Annotated in this window: 16 protein-coding genes; 7 read left to right on the forward strand and 9 right to left on the reverse strand. The window is 43.8% G+C overall.

The window, feature by feature from the left end; all coding sequences use genetic code 11:
• Positions 1–138: 138 nt before the first annotated feature.
• The 4 genes from OCU90_RS05820 to OCU90_RS05835 all read right to left on the reverse strand — a co-directional run bounded on the left by OCU90_RS05820 (position 139) and on the right by OCU90_RS05835 (position 3,436).
• Positions 139–663 (reverse strand): YchJ family protein, encoded by a 525-nt coding sequence (locus OCU90_RS05820; protein WP_061022646.1) that lies wholly within the window; start codon positions 661–663, stop codon positions 139–141.
• A 118-nt stretch (positions 664–781) separates the two neighbouring features.
• A complete protein-coding gene (locus tag OCU90_RS05825) occupies positions 782–1,999 on the reverse strand; it encodes an EAL and HDOD domain-containing protein (protein ID WP_054541044.1) in 1,218 nt (405 codons plus the stop codon).
• Positions 2,000–2,122: 123 nt separating this feature from the next.
• Complete coding sequence (gene lpxH / locus OCU90_RS05830; RefSeq protein ID WP_061022644.1) at positions 2,123–2,857, reverse strand: UDP-2,3-diacylglucosamine diphosphatase; 735 nt, start codon at positions 2,855–2,857, stop codon at positions 2,123–2,125.
• Between the two features lie 84 nt (positions 2,858–2,941).
• Positions 2,942–3,436 (reverse strand): peptidylprolyl isomerase, encoded by a 495-nt coding sequence (locus tag OCU90_RS05835; RefSeq protein WP_004734582.1) that lies wholly within the window; start codon positions 3,434–3,436, stop codon positions 2,942–2,944.
• Between the two features lie 191 nt (positions 3,437–3,627).
• Here OCU90_RS05835 and cysS point away from each other — a divergent pair, with 191 nt between their 5' ends.
• Both cysS and OCU90_RS05845 read left to right on the forward strand, forming a co-directional pair.
• Positions 3,628–5,013, forward strand: a complete 1,386-nt coding sequence (gene cysS / locus OCU90_RS05840; RefSeq protein WP_017078988.1) for a cysteine--tRNA ligase — start codon at positions 3,628–3,630, stop codon at positions 5,011–5,013.
• Positions 5,014–5,109: 96 nt separating this feature from the next.
• A complete protein-coding gene (locus OCU90_RS05845; RefSeq protein ID WP_004734584.1) occupies positions 5,110–5,688 on the forward strand; it encodes a thymidine kinase in 579 nt (192 codons plus the stop codon).
• 83 nt (positions 5,689–5,771) lie between these two features.
• Here OCU90_RS05845 and OCU90_RS05850 read toward each other — a convergent pair whose 3' ends face one another.
• The 3 genes from OCU90_RS05850 to OCU90_RS05860 all read right to left on the reverse strand — a co-directional run bounded on the left by OCU90_RS05850 (position 5,772) and on the right by OCU90_RS05860 (position 7,653).
• A complete protein-coding gene (locus OCU90_RS05850) occupies positions 5,772–6,461 on the reverse strand; it encodes a YdcF family protein (RefSeq protein ID WP_061022643.1) in 690 nt (229 codons plus the stop codon).
• Positions 6,454–7,308 (reverse strand): NAD(P)H-binding protein, encoded by an 855-nt coding sequence (locus tag OCU90_RS05855; RefSeq protein WP_061022641.1) that lies wholly within the window; start codon positions 7,306–7,308, stop codon positions 6,454–6,456. The genes OCU90_RS05850 and OCU90_RS05855 overlap by 8 nt, the downstream gene beginning before the upstream one ends.
• A 114-nt stretch (positions 7,309–7,422) precedes the next feature.
• Positions 7,423–7,653 carry a TIGR02647 family protein gene (locus OCU90_RS05860; protein WP_004734587.1) on the reverse strand — a complete coding sequence of 77 codons (231 nt, stop codon included), beginning with the start codon at positions 7,651–7,653 and terminating at the stop codon, positions 7,423–7,425.
• 257 nt (positions 7,654–7,910) lie between these two features.
• On the opposite strand from OCU90_RS05860, the gene OCU90_RS05865 reads away from it, so the two are divergent.
• Both OCU90_RS05865 and focA read left to right on the forward strand, forming a co-directional pair.
• Positions 7,911–9,218 carry a hypothetical protein gene (locus OCU90_RS05865; protein ID WP_061022640.1) on the forward strand — a complete coding sequence of 436 codons (1,308 nt, stop codon included), beginning with the start codon at positions 7,911–7,913 and terminating at the stop codon, positions 9,216–9,218.
• A gap of 363 nt (positions 9,219–9,581) precedes the next feature.
• Positions 9,582–10,424, forward strand: a complete 843-nt coding sequence (gene focA, locus OCU90_RS05870; protein WP_017078992.1) for a formate transporter FocA — start codon at positions 9,582–9,584, stop codon at positions 10,422–10,424.
• Between the two features lie 352 nt (positions 10,425–10,776).
• Here the strand turns inward: focA and OCU90_RS05875 are convergent, their stop codons facing one another.
• Positions 10,777–11,571 (reverse strand): ABC transporter permease, encoded by a 795-nt coding sequence (locus OCU90_RS05875; RefSeq protein ID WP_004734590.1) that lies wholly within the window; start codon positions 11,569–11,571, stop codon positions 10,777–10,779.
• A gap of 437 nt (positions 11,572–12,008) precedes the next feature.
• On the opposite strand from OCU90_RS05875, the gene torE reads away from it, so the two are divergent.
• The 3 genes from torE to torA are packed head-to-tail and all read left to right on the forward strand — an operon-like array spanning position 12,009 to position 15,912.
• On the forward strand, positions 12,009–12,191 hold the full coding sequence (gene torE, locus OCU90_RS05880; RefSeq protein WP_004734591.1) for a trimethylamine N-oxide reductase system protein TorE: 183 nt from the start codon (positions 12,009–12,011) through the stop codon (positions 12,189–12,191).
• Between the two features lie 52 nt (positions 12,192–12,243).
• Positions 12,244–13,425 (forward strand): pentaheme c-type cytochrome TorC, encoded by a 1,182-nt coding sequence (gene torC, locus OCU90_RS05885; protein ID WP_061022636.1) that lies wholly within the window; start codon positions 12,244–12,246, stop codon positions 13,423–13,425.
• Positions 13,426–13,449: 24 nt separating this feature from the next.
• The gene (gene torA / locus OCU90_RS05890; RefSeq protein ID WP_004734593.1) at positions 13,450–15,912 is read left to right on the forward strand and encodes a trimethylamine-N-oxide reductase TorA; all 2,463 of its coding nucleotides are present in this window, start codon (positions 13,450–13,452) and stop codon (positions 15,910–15,912) included.
• Positions 15,913–16,324: 412 nt separating this feature from the next.
• On the opposite strand, the gene OCU90_RS05895 is transcribed toward torA, so the two are convergent.
• Positions 16,325–17,539 (reverse strand): putative manganese transporter, encoded by a 1,215-nt coding sequence (locus OCU90_RS05895; protein WP_061022632.1) that lies wholly within the window; start codon positions 17,537–17,539, stop codon positions 16,325–16,327.
• Positions 17,540–17,559: the final 20 nt, after the last annotated feature.

Consider the following 17,559-nt stretch of genomic DNA (forward strand, 5'->3'; position numbering starts at 1 on the left):
TTCAAGATTTCAAGATTTCAAGATTTCAAGATTTCCAAGCCCTACGTCACTTTGCTAAACTCTGACTTTACGTCATTCCGAGGAGCCTAAGCGACATCAGGAATCTCTTTACTTAATCAAACATTCTAATTTTTTGACTTACCCGCAGCACTTCTTATATTTCTTTCCGCTACCACAGATACATGGGTCATTGCGGCCGATTTTAAAACTTTCAACCGTTTGGTTTAGACGCGGGTCAATTTCTGGCTCTTCTTGTTCTTTTTGTTCATCTTCTTGCTCAGGGAAGGTGCCATCAATGTAATACCAAATACCGTCTTCACGAACAAAGCGAGAACGTTCTTGCATACAGAACTGCTCAGCCCCGTCGTTGAAGTAAGCTTTAAACTCAACAAAGCCTTCGTTCTCATGTGAACCTGCGGCAGTATCGATGACTTCTAAACCCGCCCAATCACTATCTATGGATTCAGCAATACCTTCTCTCTGTGCTTCTGCATTACAAGTCGGGTGGTAAGTAGCAACCACATAATCAACCAAACCAAGTACATGTGCAGAATAACGTGAGCGCATTAATTGCTCGGGTGTTTCAACTGCACTGTGGTTAAGGTGTGCTGATTCGCAACATTGTTGGTAAGTATTTTTGCTACCGCATGGGCATAAAGACATAGTCAGATCCTGTAAAAATGGCCTCTATTAAGAGGCCATATATGAATGCGTTGGAGTTTACCAAGAAACGATTGCTCACCAAAGCTTAGTTTCTATTGAAGCAGCAATGTGAGGTGTACTATTTCAACGAAGGTGATAACAGCTCTTGAGCCCAAGTAGTCGCTTCATCATAAGCTTGACCGAGTTCCGCTTCACTTAGCTTGAGAAGTTTGCGAATGCGCGTTGCTTCGTCCCAGCGAGCTTGCTCATAAGCGATAACCATCGCCAAAATTGCACCCAGCACACCTTTTCGTTGAATCAGAGCTTGCTTGATCTCTTCATCGATTGGTACTGAGTCCAAGACTTGCTGTAACGGTTGGTCAAAGAGTGAATCAAGTAGAGAGAACATACCGGTCAAAAAGGCTTGTCCGGGCTCTACCTTTACATTCATTTTTTCTACTAAGAGTTCACACTCACGTGCTCGTAACACGGCTAAACCATAGAGTGAGTCCGGCTTATCTTCTTTCGCTGAGGCAATCGCTACCAGTGAAACGAACTTACGCAGCTTTTGTTCGCCAAGGAAAATAAGTGCTTGGCGGAATGAACGAATGGTCGTTGCTGAGCCGCCTGCGGAGTTCACGTAGGCAAGTAACTTGTAAGACAGCGTGACATCTAGCGTAATTAAACGTTCTACTTCGCTAAAGTCGATAGGGTCGTGCGCAATCTCTTTTAACAGCTGAACAATCGTCAAAAACGCAGGGTTGAGAGCGCGAGTTTGAATCATTTCCGGCTTGCTGAAGAAATAACCTTGGAAGTAGGTGAAGCCTGCTCGATTTGCTTCTTGATATTCATCGTAAGTCTCGACCTTTTCTGCGAGGAACTTAATATCCAACCCTTTGAGAGAGTTCATGAACATCGAAGCTTTCGCGATTGAGATTAAACGGATATCAAACTTGATAATTGAAACGTACGGTAAAAAGCGCTTCCATGCTTTGCTTGGTACAAAGTCGTCTAACGCGATAGTGTAACCTGCGTCATAGATAGCTTTTATTGCTTCAAGTAGTTCGTCTGTTGGTTCGCAGTCTTCAAGAACCTCAACAACGAGGCTTTCTTTGGGGAACAGAGTCGGGACTAAGTTGATTAGGCTTGCATAAGGGAAGTTCACGAACCCCAATTTATCACCCAACGTATTATAGTGAGTTGATAAAAAGTGATCGGAAAGCAAACGGCTAGTAGCGAGCTCCGGCTCTACTTCAGGGAAAGTGTTCTTAGGACCATCCCTGAATAGCAACTCGTAACCTATGGTTTTCTTGTCTGTATCGAGTATTGGTTGACGCGCTACGTATGAATATTTCAACTTGGTACTGTGTTCGGTTTATTTCTGGTAGAGAGATAATAGCTAATTCAGTAGAAATTACCATACACTTTCTATGAAAGTCTGACCGATAATAATAATCAAAGTGAAAGTTTAAGAGTGATGTTAAAAGCGGTTGCTAAACTCTCGATTCTGTAGTTCAAAACTTTGCGGAGTGAACACCAGCACTGAACCTTGCGTATACCAATCACCCAATACGATACGAGTTTTAGTGCAATCATTGACGTTAAAAGTGTGGATGTCAGGGCGATGAGTATGGCCGTGGATCATAAGATCGACGCTGTTTCGTTCCATCACATCTTCCACTTCTTGTTGTGTCACATCCATGATGTCGAGAGATTTGGTCTGCTTGTCATCTTTGATGTCAGATTGAACCTTCGAGACAATTTTCTTCTTGATGAAAAATGGAATTCTGTTGAAGACCCATTGCAGCCATGGTTGATGCACTTTTTCGCGGAAGGCGAGGTATTTTACATCTTCGGTACACAGGGTATCACCATGCAACACCACCGCTTTTTGCCCGTAGACATCGATTGTTGATACTTCATCTAGAAGTTGCACACCCGTTTGCTTGGCAAATTTTTTACCAACTAAAAAGTCACGGTTACCTTGTGTGAAGTAGCAAGGTACGCCCGTTTTCACTAAGTCGATAAACGCTTGGCGGATAGAAGTCGCGAACTCACTCTTATCGTCGTCACCAATCCAGAATTCGAAAAGGTCGCCTAATACGTAAAGTGCATCCGCTTCTACGGCTTCTTTCTTCATAAAGGTTAAGAAGCAGTCAGTGATATCTTGTCGTGACGGAGTAAGGTGCAGGTCTGATATAAAATATGTTTTCATAGGTCTAAAAAAAGGGAGCGATTCGCTCCCTATATCCTGATTTTATCGGCTCATCAATTATTAATACTAATCGAAAGCGATGAATTAAGCTTCGATTGTAGTACCAGTGATGATCACTTCTTCTAGAGGTACATCTTGGTGCATACCCATAGAACCAGTGCTAACACCTTTGATCTTGTTTACGATGTCCATGCCTTCAACAACTTCTGCGAATACACAGTAGCCCCAGCCGTCTAGGCTTTCGCTACGGAAGTTTAGGAAAGAGTTGTCGTTAACGTTGATGAAGAACTGAGAGCTCGCTGAATGCGGTTCCATAGTACGAGCCATTGCTAGCGTACCAACTTTGTTCGCTAGGCCGTTGTTTGCTTCGTTCTTGATAGTTGCACGAGTTGTTTTTTCTTTAAGGCCAGAAGTCATACCGCCGCCTTGAACCATGAAACCATCGATAACACGGTGGAATAGCGTGTTGTCGTAAAAACCGTCACGGCAATACTGTAGGAAGTTTGCGCTTGTTTCTGGTGCTTTTTCTTCGTTAAGTTGAACTTTGATGTCACCAAAATTTGTGTGAAGGATGATCATGATTGTTACCTTACTGTCTTTTTAATATGAAGTTCGAATTCTAGCGCATGTTGGCGGACTTTCAAATCACCAAATCATTAACTTAACTTGGTTGTTTGAGGTAATTACTGCTTTGGGGGATTACCTAATAACGCATGAATTGATATACTTGACCTCTTATTTTGATTAATACACAAATATAGATAGAGATCATGCTGAAAATTTATAACACACTCACAAGACAGAAAGAGGAATTCAAACCAATTACAGCTGGCAAAGTCGGCATGTATGTCTGTGGGGTAACCATATACGATCTCTGTCACATTGGTCATGGCCGCACGTTTGTTTCTTTCGATGTAGTAACTCGTTACCTTCGTTACCTTGGTTACGATTTGAACTTCGTTCGTAACATCACTGATATCGATGATAAAATCATCAAGCGCGCTAATGAAAACGGTGAGTCTTGTGATTCTCTGACTGAGCGCCTGATCGGGGAAATGCACGCGGACTTCGATGCATTGAACATGAAGCGCCCTGATGTTGAGCCTCGTGCGACTGAATTCATCACTGAAATCGTTGAGCTTGTTGAAAAGTTAATTGAGCGTGGTTTTGCTTATGTTGCAAGCAATGGCGACGTGATGTTCGAAGTTAAGAAATTTGACGAATACGGTAAGCTTTCAAAGCAAGACCTTGATCAGCTTCAAGCGGGTGCTCGTGTTGATGTTGATTCTGCAAAACGCAGCCCGTTAGATTTCGTTCTTTGGAAGATGTCTAAGCCAGGTGAACCTACGTGGGAATCACCATGGGGTCCAGGTCGTCCGGGTTGGCACATCGAGTGTTCAGCAATGAACTCTTCTATTCTCGGCAATCACTTCGATATCCACGGTGGCGGTTCAGATCTACAGTTCCCGCACCACGAGAACGAAATCGCACAATCTTGCTGCGCACACGGCACCCAGTATGTGAATACTTGGATGCACAGTGGCATGGTGATGGTAGACAGAGAAAAAATGTCTAAGTCACTGGGTAACTTCTTCACTATACGTGACGTACTTCAGCATTACGATGCAGAAACAGTACGTTACTTCCTAATGTCTGGTCACTACCGTAGCCAACTGAACTACAGCGAAGATAACCTAACCCAAGCTCGTGCATCACTTGAGCGTCTCTACACATCACTTCGTGGCCTAGACGTTACAGCAGCTCCGGCTGGTGGTGAAGAGTACGTGACTCGTTTCTCTACGGCGATGAACGATGATTTCAACACTCCAGAAGCTTATTCAGTACTGTTTGAAATGGCTCGTGAAATCAACCGCATCAAAACTGAAAGCGTCGAAAAAGCAAGTGCACTAGGTGCATTGATGCGTGAACTGGCAGACATCATCGGTATTCTTCATCAAGATCCAGAGGCTTTCTTGCAAGGTGATGCGGCAGGCAACGATGACGAAGTAGCTGAAATCGAAGCGTTGATCAAACTGCGCAACGACTCTCGTGCTTCGAAAGATTGGGCGAATGCCGACCTTGCACGTGACAAGCTAAACGAGTTGGGTATTGTTCTGGAAGATGGTCCAGAAGGTACGACTTGGCGTCGTAAGTAAATATTATAAAAAGGGCTGATTTTCAGCCCTTTTTTCTAGCAAAAATTCTCTAATTTCACCTTTTATCTTCAACTTTTAATTAACAGGAATATTTCTGTGGCTCAGATGTATTTTTATTACTCGGCAATGAATGCGGGTAAATCAACAACGCTTCTTCAGTCTTCATTCAATTACCAAGAGCGCGGCATGACGCCAGTGATCTTTACGGCTGCATTGGATGATCGTTATGGTATCGGTAAAGTTAGCTCTCGAATTGGTTTGCAATCTGAAGCTCAACTTTTTAAAAATGACACTAATATGTTTGACGCAATCCAAAAACTCAATGAAGAAGAAAAGCGTCATTGTGTTTTGATTGACGAGTGTCAGTTCTTGTCGAAAGAGCAGGTGTACCAGTTAACAGAAGTGGTCGATAAACTGCATATCCCTGTACTTTGCTACGGTTTACGTACTGATTTCTTGGGTGAACTGTTTGAAGGTAGCCGTTACTTATTATCTTGGGCAGATAAACTGGTTGAGCTTAAAACCATTTGTCACTGCGGCCGTAAAGCTAATATGGTAATCCGTACCGACGAGCACGGTGTGGCGATTGCTGAAGGTGACCAAGTGGCTATTGGCGGTAATGATCAGTATGTTTCAGCTTGCCGTCTGCACTATAAAGAAGCATTAGGTAAATAAGCCGATCTCAGAGTTCAGCTTGCTAAAACGAAAAACGGTGACCAAGTGTCACCGTTTTTGTTTATTGAGCCTGTGCTTTTGATTTATTCGAAGCCGAGCTGCTTCAATGCTTGATAGGCATGATCAACGTCATCGGAGATTGGCATCTCAATTTGAAAGCCTTGGGCTGGGTAGAATTTGATTCGTTCATAATCAGCAATCAATGCGCCCAACACCATGTCTAACGGCAACTCTTCGTTAAAGTAATCATCCCAATTTTTCCATTGCGAAGTCACGGTTATTTCTACACTCTCTTCAGGCCATTGTTTACTAAACGTGGCGTAGGTACGTTTCTCCATAAAGGGCTTCTGTACTAAGGTCAGTCTTTTCGGTGACAGCCCACGCTCAAGAAGCAATTTGTGGGTGAATCTTACATTCTCCCCAGTATTGGTTGCGTGTTTCTCTATGATAATTGCAGAACCTGGCACACCACAATCTCGTGCGATAGAAGCGAAAGTTTCCGCTTCTGAGCGCTCAAAGCTTCCTTCTGTAAAGCGCCCCACACCGCCAGAAAATACGATATAAGGTGCCACACCTTGGTGATAGAGCTCGGCTGCGTATTCAGCGACACGAATATCATTACTGCACAACACAAAGATGCAATCTGAAGGCGTAACCTTGTGACCCATAGACATGAAGTTCCAAAGGGTGTCGATCGAACGATGTAGCTTAATCCTTGAGTTATTTGCAGATTGCTTAGCTATGTCTTGGTTAGCTATGGATTGATTAGTCATAAAGAGCGTCCAATGTGGAATCGAATTTAAACGAGTAACCTAAGTCGAGAATCTTTTTCGAAGAGATCAGCTTGTCTGGTGTATCGACCACGAGGGGCAGTGGCTCACTGCTGTTGGCGCTTTTCAGTGCAGCGGCATAAAATTCCGCCTTACTCACCGTGTTTGGGGTCGTAACATTAACCACTTCGTTGTGCAGTTGGTTGATAGCGAAGTTGACCGCGCCAATCGCGTCGTCAAGATGAAGCATGTTGGCAGGAGCTTGAGTGCTGACCTGCTTCAATTTACTTGCAAACCTTGATGGGTGGCGGCTTGGGCCGATTAACCCACTGAAACGAAGAATGGTGTAATCGATGCCGGAATCCATCACCAGTTGTTCAGCCTTCAGCATCACGCGTGCATTGTCCGAAAATGCGGATGCTTGCTCGTTTTCTGAGGTAGAAAGAGTGAGTGAGGCGTCTTGCTCGTACAGAACTCCGGGCTTGGTTGGGTATACGGTCGTCGAACTGACCATAATGAGCTTTTTCACGTTAGCCTTCTGGCAAGCATTGGTCAGTTGTTGCCAATAGTCGGCGTACTCGACACCAGCACCTTTTCTAAAGCCGGGAGGGAAGCTACCAATGACGATCTCTGCATTATTTTCGAGTAACAGCGAATAGAGTTGGCCGATAGTATGCTCAGGCTCCGATGAGTCAAAGCTGAAAACTTCACATGGGATACGTTTGTTACCAATGGCGTCTGCACCCGCTCGGGTCGTTTTTGTGACCACCACTTGGTTACCATGTTTTTCTAGATGTTTAGATAAAGGTGCACCGACCCATCCTGCACCAACAATAAATATAGAAGCCATGTGTTCCTCACAACTGCAACTTATGGATTTATAGTAAGCCTAACAAACCTTTACCCAAAAATGAAAAAACTCCACGGCCGAGGCGAGTGGAGTTTTTACTAGAACAATGGAGCTTTAGTTTAGTACGCGAAGTAGTTTGTCTGCGCGCTCTGCCATCTGTATACCTTCATCTGTTAGGTAACCGCCGTCTGGCTGAGTACAAAGGTTCTTTTCGAATAGACGCTTAACAGCGTCTTGAGTTTCTTGAGCTGCCTCTTGATGAACTTTAATTCCAGTAGCGGCACTACTTACATCAAATTGAAGAAGGAGGTTTAAATCAGCAATGTTTTCAGCGTTGTACTTCATAATTAACCTATATATTCATAACGTTCTCTACCTTCACCTTAGTGCGCATTCACGGCTCAGGCAATAGCAAATAAAGAGAATTGATAAGTGATACCAAATTGATTGATTAATCATCGAGTGATGGGTTTATTTTAGTTATATTGGGTGATTTGCACCCACTTAAATCATCAGTGATGTTTATTGCTAAGTGGTTGTAATATATTGTGACTAGAAATAATTTGCATTGAGCGAATATTGTATAAAAAGGATATGCATAAGTGAGAGCGAACAAAGTAGCATTAATGATCAGTATGCTATTTGCTATCGCAGGGTGTCAGAGTACACCTTCAGAGCAGACAGACGCGAACCAAACCACAAACAACAATAACGAATCTATAATCGAGGTCCGTTCATTTCAGTCTGTCCAAAGCGTTTACTCCGAATGGGAGGCTAAGCTTGAAGACCACGCTCAGTTGTCTCTCTATGCTCCAGAGAATTACAATGAACTATTAGACGCTTGGGACGACGCTGAAAGCATTTATGCGGATTTACTGAAAGACGAAACTCGGCTCACCAAGAGTTATTCAATTTTTTCGAGCCTGACTTACGCTGAAGCTTTTGATGAAAAAATTGCGTTGATCAAATCAAATTATGACTCGATATTAGTGCTAAAGAAGAAGGCTGACCGAGTACTAGCGGATTCGATTGTGCAAATGGATTACCTCAAGTTCCTTGGCGCAGATACCATGTTTACCTCTAGCTACAAACGCTTGTATTCAGAATACAGCGAGTTGTTTGAGTATGTTCTGGTCGATGAGCTTGAAGACGCTCAAGAAGCACAGGTGGAGTTTCTTAATAATGCTCGCTTATTAGAAGTTAAAGTGGCACATAAGAAATACATCGAACCATTGAAGGACGAGTTAGAGTTCTTGGAAGATGAAGATTTTGATGACGTTGCTCCACTGACGTTTGCTAAAGCAGCATCTCAAATTGCTTTGGCAGAAAGCCAAGTGAAAGCCAGTCCCCGTGAAAAGTCGATCATTGAAGATGCGGTGCACGCTGCGGAGTTTGAGTTGAACCACGTGCGCAGTGTCGCTCATGAAGTAAAAGTGCTCGCGAGTGTAAAAGGCGACAAGTTCGAACAATCGGTTTTGAATGCAGAGAATCAGTTGCTGAGCATTTCACAAGTGGTTAATGATGAAGATTACCGAGATGTTGGGTTGCGTCAGCAATCTCAGAAGATTATAGCGAGTGTGAAAGCGTTAAAAAGCTTAGATATGACAGCGTCATTAAAGTCAGAAATTGAAACTTTGACTGAACAACTCGCTAAGCTAGAGAGTGATAATCAGAAGCAGGCGCAACAATTGTCTGAGGCGACTAAGCATAGCAATCTTCTAGATGAGCAGATTACCAAGAGTGATGCGCATATTAAGAGTTTAGAAGAGCTAGTGGACAGCTTGAGAAACCTAGGTGGTAAAGTTGCCAATGAAAGTGATTCTGATGTAATCCCTTTGAGTCCAGAGTCGAATCTAGAGGGCTCTGCTTTAGAACAATCATCAGAAGAAGTGATTGAACCTTCGGTTTAGCATCACTAATTTCTGTATTTGTGATTCAGTTAAAAGCGCCTAAGGGCGCTTTTTTACGTTCTGTTGATCTATATCAAAATCTAGAGGCAACAGCGATCTGTGAGTCATTATAGTGTACGTTATTCCTTTGCTTTCTTTCGTAACTTATTGATATTTATAAGTGTGCCATTTTTTAAGTTGATAACCTTTCATTCAGCATAGTTTTCTTTTTACTACTAAAGTTGTATGAATTTTGAATAACTTGGGCTATTTCCTTTCCACAAGGTTGTGGGAGGTATTTTGAGTCCCAAATAGCTCTTGAATTCAGAAATGAAAGAGAGGATTATCTCGCTCCCGACAACATGTTTCAAAATGTAAATCATCATGAATCTGAACCAATTTGACTCATTATTACCGCCACAAATGGCTGAGCGCGCTGCAGATATTGGCGTAGGTAAAGCAACCAAAGATCCAACCAAATCTTTTCTCCTAGCGATTTCAGCTGGCATACATATCGGTATTGCGTTTGTGTTCTACACAATTGTAACCACTGGCGCTGGTGATTTACCTTGGGGTATTACTCGCGTCCTAGGTGGCCTTGCATTTAGCTTGGGCTTAATCCTCGTTGTTGTTACTGGCGGTGAACTGTTTACCAGTTCGGTGCTTACTCTTGTTGCTCGCGCAAGTGGCAAGATTACCTGGGGAACCCTAGTAAAGAACTGGGCGACCGTTTATATCGGTAACCTTATTGGTGCTTTATTGCTAGTGGCATGCATGCTTCTGACTAAACAGTACATGTTCGACCATGGGCAAGTGGGTTTGAATGCGATGGCCATTTCTCAGCACAAAATGCACCATGGTTTTATCCAAGCTATCGCGCTTGGCATCATGTGTAACGTATTGGTTTGTATCGCGGTATGGATGACGTTTAGTGGACGAACACTGACTGACAAAATTGCAGTACTGATTTTACCTGTCGCGATGTTTGTATCATCGGGCTTTGAGCACTGTATTGCGAATATGTTCCAAGTTCCTTTAGCTATCGGTATCAAAACATTTGCTCCAGCTGAATTCTGGACAATGACAGGGGCTAATCCGGCAGACTATGTTGACCTAAACATGATGGACTTTCTGATGAACAACTTGCTGCCCGTTACTATCGGTAACATCATCGGCGGCGGTATCTTTGTTGGCATGTGGTATTGGTTGATTTATTTACGCGATTGATAAAGATGGCGGATCAACAAAGCTTGCGTGACGAGCTCAGTGACAAGATTAGTTAAAGCTCAGTGAAAACATTGAACTGACTTATGACATTTACAAGACGGCCTGCATTGCAGGCCGTTTTTTATTTGTGGAAAACTTACTCGTTGATTTCTTAAATTATCATCTGAACGCTTAACAACGCAGTTCTGCACGTGTGTATATGTCTTTGAAATCACCCAAGGATCAATGGTAATGATCTTTGCTCGAGCCGAAATGGACAAAAAAGGATCTATATTGATTTGGTTATCCACAATTTCTGTGGATAACCTGTATCAAATTCAGTGAGTAACCAGATCTAAGAGGAGTCTGGAGGTTATTTTGAAGGCTGTATTTGAGCGAGAACTCGCCCTTCTTTGGTCAAGGAAGTCTTTAACGATAGGTGAAGTGCAAGCGCTAAGGAGCAGCTCATCATCACGAAAATAGCCAACATGATCATCAGCTGATACTTAATTGCGATCATTGGTGAAGCACCCCCTAAGATTTGTCCTGTCATCATTCCTGGTAGCGTTACCAAGCCTGTGGTTGCCATTGAGGCCATAATAGGAGACATCGCTTTCTGTATCGCATTACGCACAAAAGGCGCTGCAGCATAGGAAGGAGAGGCACCTAAAGCGATAGCCGCTTCGTACTCTGATTTCTGCGTTTCAAAAGCACCGAACAAGTTCTGCAATGCCACGATGTTACTGCTTAAGCTATTACCTAACAGCATCCCTGCAATAGGGATCAAGTACTGCGCGTTAAAAACCGGTGTTGGTTTAATGATGAATAAGCAGATAAACAAGACAATGGGTACACAGGTTACCGCTAGGCTGACAGCGACAGGGACTAACAAGAGGTTTCGCGGTAACTTGGATTTTTCAACAATCGAGCTTGCCCCAACGATAATCATCGTAAATAACCACAGTAAATTGACCCACAAGCTATTCAAAGTGAACAGGTATTCTAGGTAGAGGCCAACCAGAAATAGCTGAACAGTCATGCGAATGATGCTGATAGAAGCCTCTTTGCCAAGGCCAAGTTTTAGCTTGTGGTTGATTACAATTGGCAGCAAGAGAAGTGAACTGAAAAACAATAATTGCCACCAAGATATATCAATAACGTCTTGCATAATGCTTCCTTTTAATAAGGCTTCTATCATATCTGAAAGTGCCAAATGATGCATTTCAACTGCAAAGTCATCGATTCGAAAAACGATCAATTATTTAACAAACAAAACACAAAATAGTGGTTGTTTGAGGCTTTTTTGGCTACTACTTAGTAGGTAAAAAGTTAAAATCGGTTGTCAAATAGTTGCGCGAGTGTTGGTTTTTAACATTTGTGAAATATACTTAATTCTTCACATTTGTTAATACTTTTTAATAAGTTTGTTTAACTGAAAACAAGTTTGGATGACCTCAAAAAAGTATTGATTAGCAAGGGTTATAACAAGAGATTTGATTGAACCCTACTTTGTGTATGGTCTAAAATTTGTTGTTAGATACTCAAGAACTTTAGCTCCTTAGAATGAGCTACTCGAAATTACTAAATACAAAATAGGCAAAATGTATGAGTGATGTTAATAAAATTGAAACTGGCGAAAAACGCTCGTTGGAGTGGAAGTCATTCCTCTTCATTGCAGTGGTTCTCTTTCCAATATTAAGTGTGGCTTTTGTAGGAGGCTACGGCTTTCTAGTTTGGGCACTGCAAGTGTTTGTATTAGGTCCTCCAGGTGCACACGGCGGCATGTAATGCCCTCTTGCTATCACATTTTTATTAGAACTAATTTTTAAGAGAGCTAAACATGAAATCATTTTTAGTTAAATTATGGCGCACAATGACTCGCCCAGCAGTACACATCAGTCTTGGTGTACTAACTATGGGTGGCTTTATCGCCGGTGTTATTTTCTGGGGCGGTTTTAATACAGCGCTAGAACATACAAATACAGAAGAGTTCTGTGTAAGCTGTCACACCATGCGTGACAACGTATACGTAGAACTACAAGAAACGGTTCACTGGAAAAACACTTCTGGTGTACGTGCTACTTGTCCTGACTGTCACGTTCCACATGAATGGACAGCAAAAATTGCTCGTAAGATGCAAGCATCTAAAGAAGTATTCGCTCAAGTATTTGGTGACCTAGATACGCCTGAGAAATTCGAAGCTCGTCGTATCGAACTGGCTAAACACGAATGGGATCGTTTCTCTTCGAACAAATCTCTAGAGTGTAAAAACTGTCACAACTACGATTCAATGGACTTCGAGAACATGCGCCCAACAGCGCGTATCCAGATGAAGAACGCAGCAGAACGTGATCAAAGCTGTGTTGACTGTCACAAAGGTATTGCTCACAACCTTCCATTAGATATGGCATCAGCGAGCGGTATTGTTGGCGAGCTAGAAAATGTAGCAAGCAGCACATCTTACGCAAATGGTTCAGACGTGATCTCTATTCGTCACCTACCAATGTACACAGATGAAACAGCAACAGTTGAAGCGGGTCTACTAAGCCCTGCAAGTAAAGTTGCGGTTATCGACGAAAAAGGCGACATGATCAAGATTCAAATCGACGGTTGGCGTAAAGCGAAAGGCTTCGGACGTGTAATCCAAGAAGACTTCGGTATGAACATCTCGACTGCAATCTTGACGAAAGAAGTATCTCAAAGTGACGTTATCACTGTTGGTGAGAAGAAAGAAGATGAGCTTACTGGCCTTCCATGGGAAGAAGTTAACCTAGCACTTTGGATGAAGAAAGAGTCTATGGTTGATAACTTCGATCCAATCTGGAACGCAGCAGGTCAAGCGTACCAATCTAACTGTTCAACGTGTCACTCACAGCCAGATGAAGGTCACTTCAGCGCTAACGGTTGGGTAGGCATGCTAGATGGTATGATTGCGTTCGTTAACTTCGATACAGATACAGAAGCACTTGTTCTTAAGTATCTACAGAAGCACTCATCAGATTTTTCTGAAGGCCATCACTAATAAGACGTCAATTGGAGTAACACAATGGCAATTACAAGAAGAAGTTTTCTGAAAGGTGTCGCTACTACAAGTGCGGCATCGGTTATCGGTCCAAGCTTATTGGCGTCGGCATCAGCGTCTGCTGCAGAAACAGACGGCGCGTGGAAAGTCTCTGGTTCTCACTGGGGTGCATTCCGAGCTCGCGTTTACGCGGGTAAAGTACAAGAAATTAAACCTCTAGAAATCGATCAACACCCAACTGAGATGTTGAAAGGTATTAAAGGTATTATCTACAGCCCATCACGTGTGCGTTACCCTATGGTTCGCCTTGATTGGTTGAAGAAGCATAAATACAGCGCAGACACGCGTGGTAACAACCGCTTTATTCGTGTGACTTGGGATGAGGCACTAGACCTTGTTTACCGCGAACTCGAGCGCGTACAGAAAGATTACGGTCCATGGGCACTTCACACAGGTCAAACTGGTTGGAGACAAACGGGTCAGTTCCACAGCTGTACTAACCACATGCAACGTGCAATGGCACTTCACGGTTACTCTGTGAAGAAAATCGGTGACTACTCAACAGGTGCTGGTCAAACGATCATGCCTTACGTGCTAGGTTCGACTGAAGTTTACGCACAAGGTACATCTTGGGAACTTATCCTAGAAAACAGTGACAACATTGTTCTTTGGGGTAACGATCCAGTTAAAAACCTTCAAGTAGGTTGGACATGTGAGACTCACGAGTCGTTCGCATACCTAGAACAGCTTAAAGAGAAAGTTGCTAAGAAAGAGATCAACGTTGTTTCTGTTGACCCTGTTCAAAACAAAACAGGCCGTTACCTAGAAAACGAGCAGATGTACATCAACCCACAAACTGATGTGGCGTTCATGCTTGGTGTTGCTCACGTTCTTTACAACGAAGGCCTATACGACAAGAAGTTCATCGAAACTTACTGTCTAGGTTTTGAAGACTTCATCAAGTACGTTCAAGGTGAAACGAAAGATAAAGTTGAGAAGACACCAGAGTGGGCTTCGGCTATCTGTGGCGCAAGCGCGGACTCTATCCGTGAATTCGCTAAGATGCTGGTTAACGGTCGCACGCAGATTCTTGTTGGTTGGAGTATCCAACGTCAGGAGCACGGTGAACAGCCGTACTGGATGTGTGCAGTTATCGCAGCAATGGTTGGCCAAATTGGTCTTCCGGGCGGTGGTATCTCTTACGGTCACCACTACTCAGGTATCGGTGTATCTTCAACTGGTTTCGCTGCTCCGGGTTCTTTCCCGTTGAACATCGACCAAGGTCAATCACCTAAACACACGAATACAGATTACAACGGTTACAGCCGCGTAATTCCAGTAGCTCGTTGGGTTGATAGCTTGCTTGAACCAGGTAAGAAGATCAAAGCGAACGGTTCTACTGTAACGCTACCAGACATTAAGATGATGGTATTTAGTGGTAACAACCCGTGGCACCACCACCAAGATCGCAACAAGATGCGTAAAGCATTCAAGAGTCTACAAACTGTAGTGGCTGTTGATTTCGCTTGGACTGCAACTTGTCGTCACTCTGATATCGTGCTTCCAGCATGTACTCAGTGGGAACGTAACGATATTGATGGTTACGGCGCGTACTCTGGCCGTGGTTTGATCGCGATGCACAAGCTAGTGGATCCTCTGTTCCAGTCTAAAACTGACTTCGAGATCATGTCTAGCCTAACTAAGCGTTGGGGCCGTTACGACGATTACACGCGTGGTATGGATGAAATGCAGTGGGTTAAATCTCTGTATGACGAATGTCGCGCGGAAAACGAAGGCAAGTTCGAAATGCCTGAGTTTGCTGAGTTCTGGGAAAAAGGTTTCCTAGACTTCGGTAAAGGTAAGCCATGGACTCGTCACGCTTCATTCCGTGAAGATCCAGAGATCAACGCACTAGGTACTCCTTCTGGTTTCATCGAAATCACAAGCCGTACTGTTGGCAACATGGGTTACGAGCACTGTCAAGAACACCCAATGTGGTTCGAGAAATCTGAACGTTCACATGGTGGTCCAGGCTCTGACAAACACCCGTACTGGCTACAATCTTGTCACCCAGACAAGCGTCTTCACTCTCAGATGTGTGAATCTGAAGAGTGGCGTGCGACTTACGCGGTACAAGGCCGTGAGCCTATCTACATCAACCCAGTCGATGCTAAGAAGAAAGGCATCAAAGATGGCGATGTAGTACGTGTGTTCAACGACCGTGGTCAACTACTAGCAGGTGCTGTTCTAATGGATAGCTACGCTCCTGGTGTTGTTCGTATCGAAGAAGGTGCTTGGTACGGCCCGATCAACGAGAAAGTGGGTGCGCTAGATACATACGGCGATCCAAACACACTCACTCAAGACATCGGTACGTCTGAACTTGCTCAAGCAACGTCAGCAAACACATGTTTGGTTAACTTCGAGAAGTTCCAAGGCAAACTGCCTCCAGTAACTTCATTCGGTGGTCCAATCGAAGTTTCTTAAGTCTTGTACTTAAGAACCAAGACTAAAGCTTGAATTAAAGCCCCTGTAAGTACTCTTACAGGGGCTTTTTGTTTTTCTAGTGTACGTGTTGGGATTTCTAACTAAGCATTGTAACAGCGCCAGAGGGGCGTTTTTGAGACCAGCTGTAACGTGCTGTTTGAGGTAGGCTGTAGAAACATAAAGCATTAGCATGAAGCCGGAAGGGAATGCACAAAGAACCTGTTGTAAGGGCTTAGGCAGATGGAAACAAAAAGGCCGATACAAAGTGCCGACCTAATAGAAACCTATGGAGTTAAGCGCAAACCTTGAAGATAAACCTGAGCCTTGAATAAAAGCTCAAGCCTCGGGTATAAACTTAAGCTTCAATTGTAAACCTAAGCTTCATTTATAAACCTAAGCTTCGAACGTAAGCCTAAAGTTCGAACATAAACCAGTAACCGTATGCACAAATCAAAGCGGGCACACTGGAATATAAGGTCGCGACAAGAGCGGCTTTCGGTGCCATCGCAATCGCAGGGAATAGCGCATCACCGTCATTCGAAATTGCGTTACCTACCTGAGCTGACAGTGGCAGAGCACCAGAAAGGTACAGGCTAGTGACCAGCAATTGCGGACCACACCCCGGTAGCAAGCCCATCAACACTCCCGCCAGGGGGAGCATCATGCCCCAGCTTGAGAATAGCGTCGCAAAATCGACATTTGCTATCACAGAGCCAAACTCGAAGAAAAGAAAAGCAACCACCACCCATGCAGTAACGAAGTTAGTATCTTGAGCCGTTTTTTGTAGTGGATGAGAGCCTATACATTTCTCGTCTTCACTGACGGCTGATTTGTAATCTTCAATTTCACGGGTGAGACCCCATAGAAACATCGAGCTAATCAGCAAAATAGTGCCTGCCCATTCCATCGACATTTCGGGCAAAGCGAGCAACTCATTCACATCCACTTGAAAAGAGCCAAGTAGGGCAACCGCAGCACCTGGAATAATGAGTACAGACCATAGATAGCCTTGCAGGTTGATCGCTTTTTTCGATACTGCTTCTTTGTCTTGAGATTGAGAAGCACAGCTGCTCACTGCTTCATTTTTCTCTGTTTTTTTTGGGCGTAAGAAGTCGTCTGCGTGAAACAAGTTAATGATTCGACCTGACGCAGTTCCGACAATCACGCCCATCGCCATCATGGCTAAACCAGTCTTGGGTTCGCTCGCAATGAGCAGGAAGGCCGCATCACCCATGGTTGAGACGAGCACAGCAACAACTGCGCCGAAGCCGAGTTTGCCTGAGATAAATTGTGTGGTCACCACGATCGCTCCGCCACAGCCGGGTAGTGCCCCCATAAGTGCAGCGAATACAACTTGGTTTGAACGGGATTGATGGACGAGCTTGTTGAAGACGTTATCTTTGTTGATATACAGGCTTAACCCGTGGTAAATCGCTAAGGTCAAAGCAACATAACAAGACACGGCCCAAAAGGCGTCTGACAAGGTAGTGACCGTCAATTCTCGCGTGGCAGGCGCCATAACTAAAGCTGCAAGTGAGATAGGTAAAAGCAGGCGCTTAAATGACAGTGAAAACTGAGTTGTTTTCGCAGCGCTACTGCTTGGCAAAAAAGAGATTAGTCGATCCATAGGTGTTACTCAAAATTAGT

It is taken from the genome of Vibrio splendidus (assembly GCF_024347615.1).
In the GTDB taxonomy this organism is placed as follows: Bacteria; Pseudomonadota; Gammaproteobacteria; order Enterobacterales; family Vibrionaceae; genus Vibrio; species Vibrio splendidus.

Coding starts and splice junctions, on each gene's coding strand:
- OCU90_RS05820 (WP_061022646.1), bottom strand. CDS start 663: ATGTCTTTATGCCCATGCGGTAGCAAAAATACTTACCAACAATGTTGC.
- lpxH (WP_061022644.1), bottom strand. CDS start 2,857: ATGAAAACATATTTTATATCAGACCTGCACCTTACTCCGTCACGACAA.
- OCU90_RS05835 (WP_004734582.1), bottom strand. CDS start 3,436: ATGATCATCCTTCACACAAATTTTGGTGACATCAAAGTTCAACTTAAC.
- cysS (WP_017078988.1), top strand. CDS start 3,628: ATGCTGAAAATTTATAACACACTCACAAGACAGAAAGAGGAATTCAAA.
- OCU90_RS05850 (WP_061022643.1), bottom strand. CDS start 6,461: ATGACTAATCAATCCATAGCTAACCAAGACATAGCTAAGCAATCTGCA.
- OCU90_RS05855 (WP_061022641.1), bottom strand. CDS start 7,308: ATGGCTTCTATATTTATTGTTGGTGCAGGATGGGTCGGTGCACCTTTA.
- OCU90_RS05860 (WP_004734587.1), bottom strand. CDS start 7,653: ATGAAGTACAACGCTGAAAACATTGCTGATTTAAACCTCCTTCTTCAA.
- focA (WP_017078992.1), top strand. CDS start 9,582: ATGAATCTGAACCAATTTGACTCATTATTACCGCCACAAATGGCTGAG.
- OCU90_RS05875 (WP_004734590.1), bottom strand. CDS start 11,571: ATGCAAGACGTTATTGATATATCTTGGTGGCAATTATTGTTTTTCAGT.
- torE (WP_004734591.1), top strand. CDS start 12,009: ATGAGTGATGTTAATAAAATTGAAACTGGCGAAAAACGCTCGTTGGAG.
- torC (WP_061022636.1), top strand. CDS start 12,244: ATGAAATCATTTTTAGTTAAATTATGGCGCACAATGACTCGCCCAGCA.
- torA (WP_004734593.1), top strand. CDS start 13,450: ATGGCAATTACAAGAAGAAGTTTTCTGAAAGGTGTCGCTACTACAAGT.
- OCU90_RS05895 (WP_061022632.1), bottom strand. CDS start 17,539: ATGGATCGACTAATCTCTTTTTTGCCAAGCAGTAGCGCTGCGAAAACA.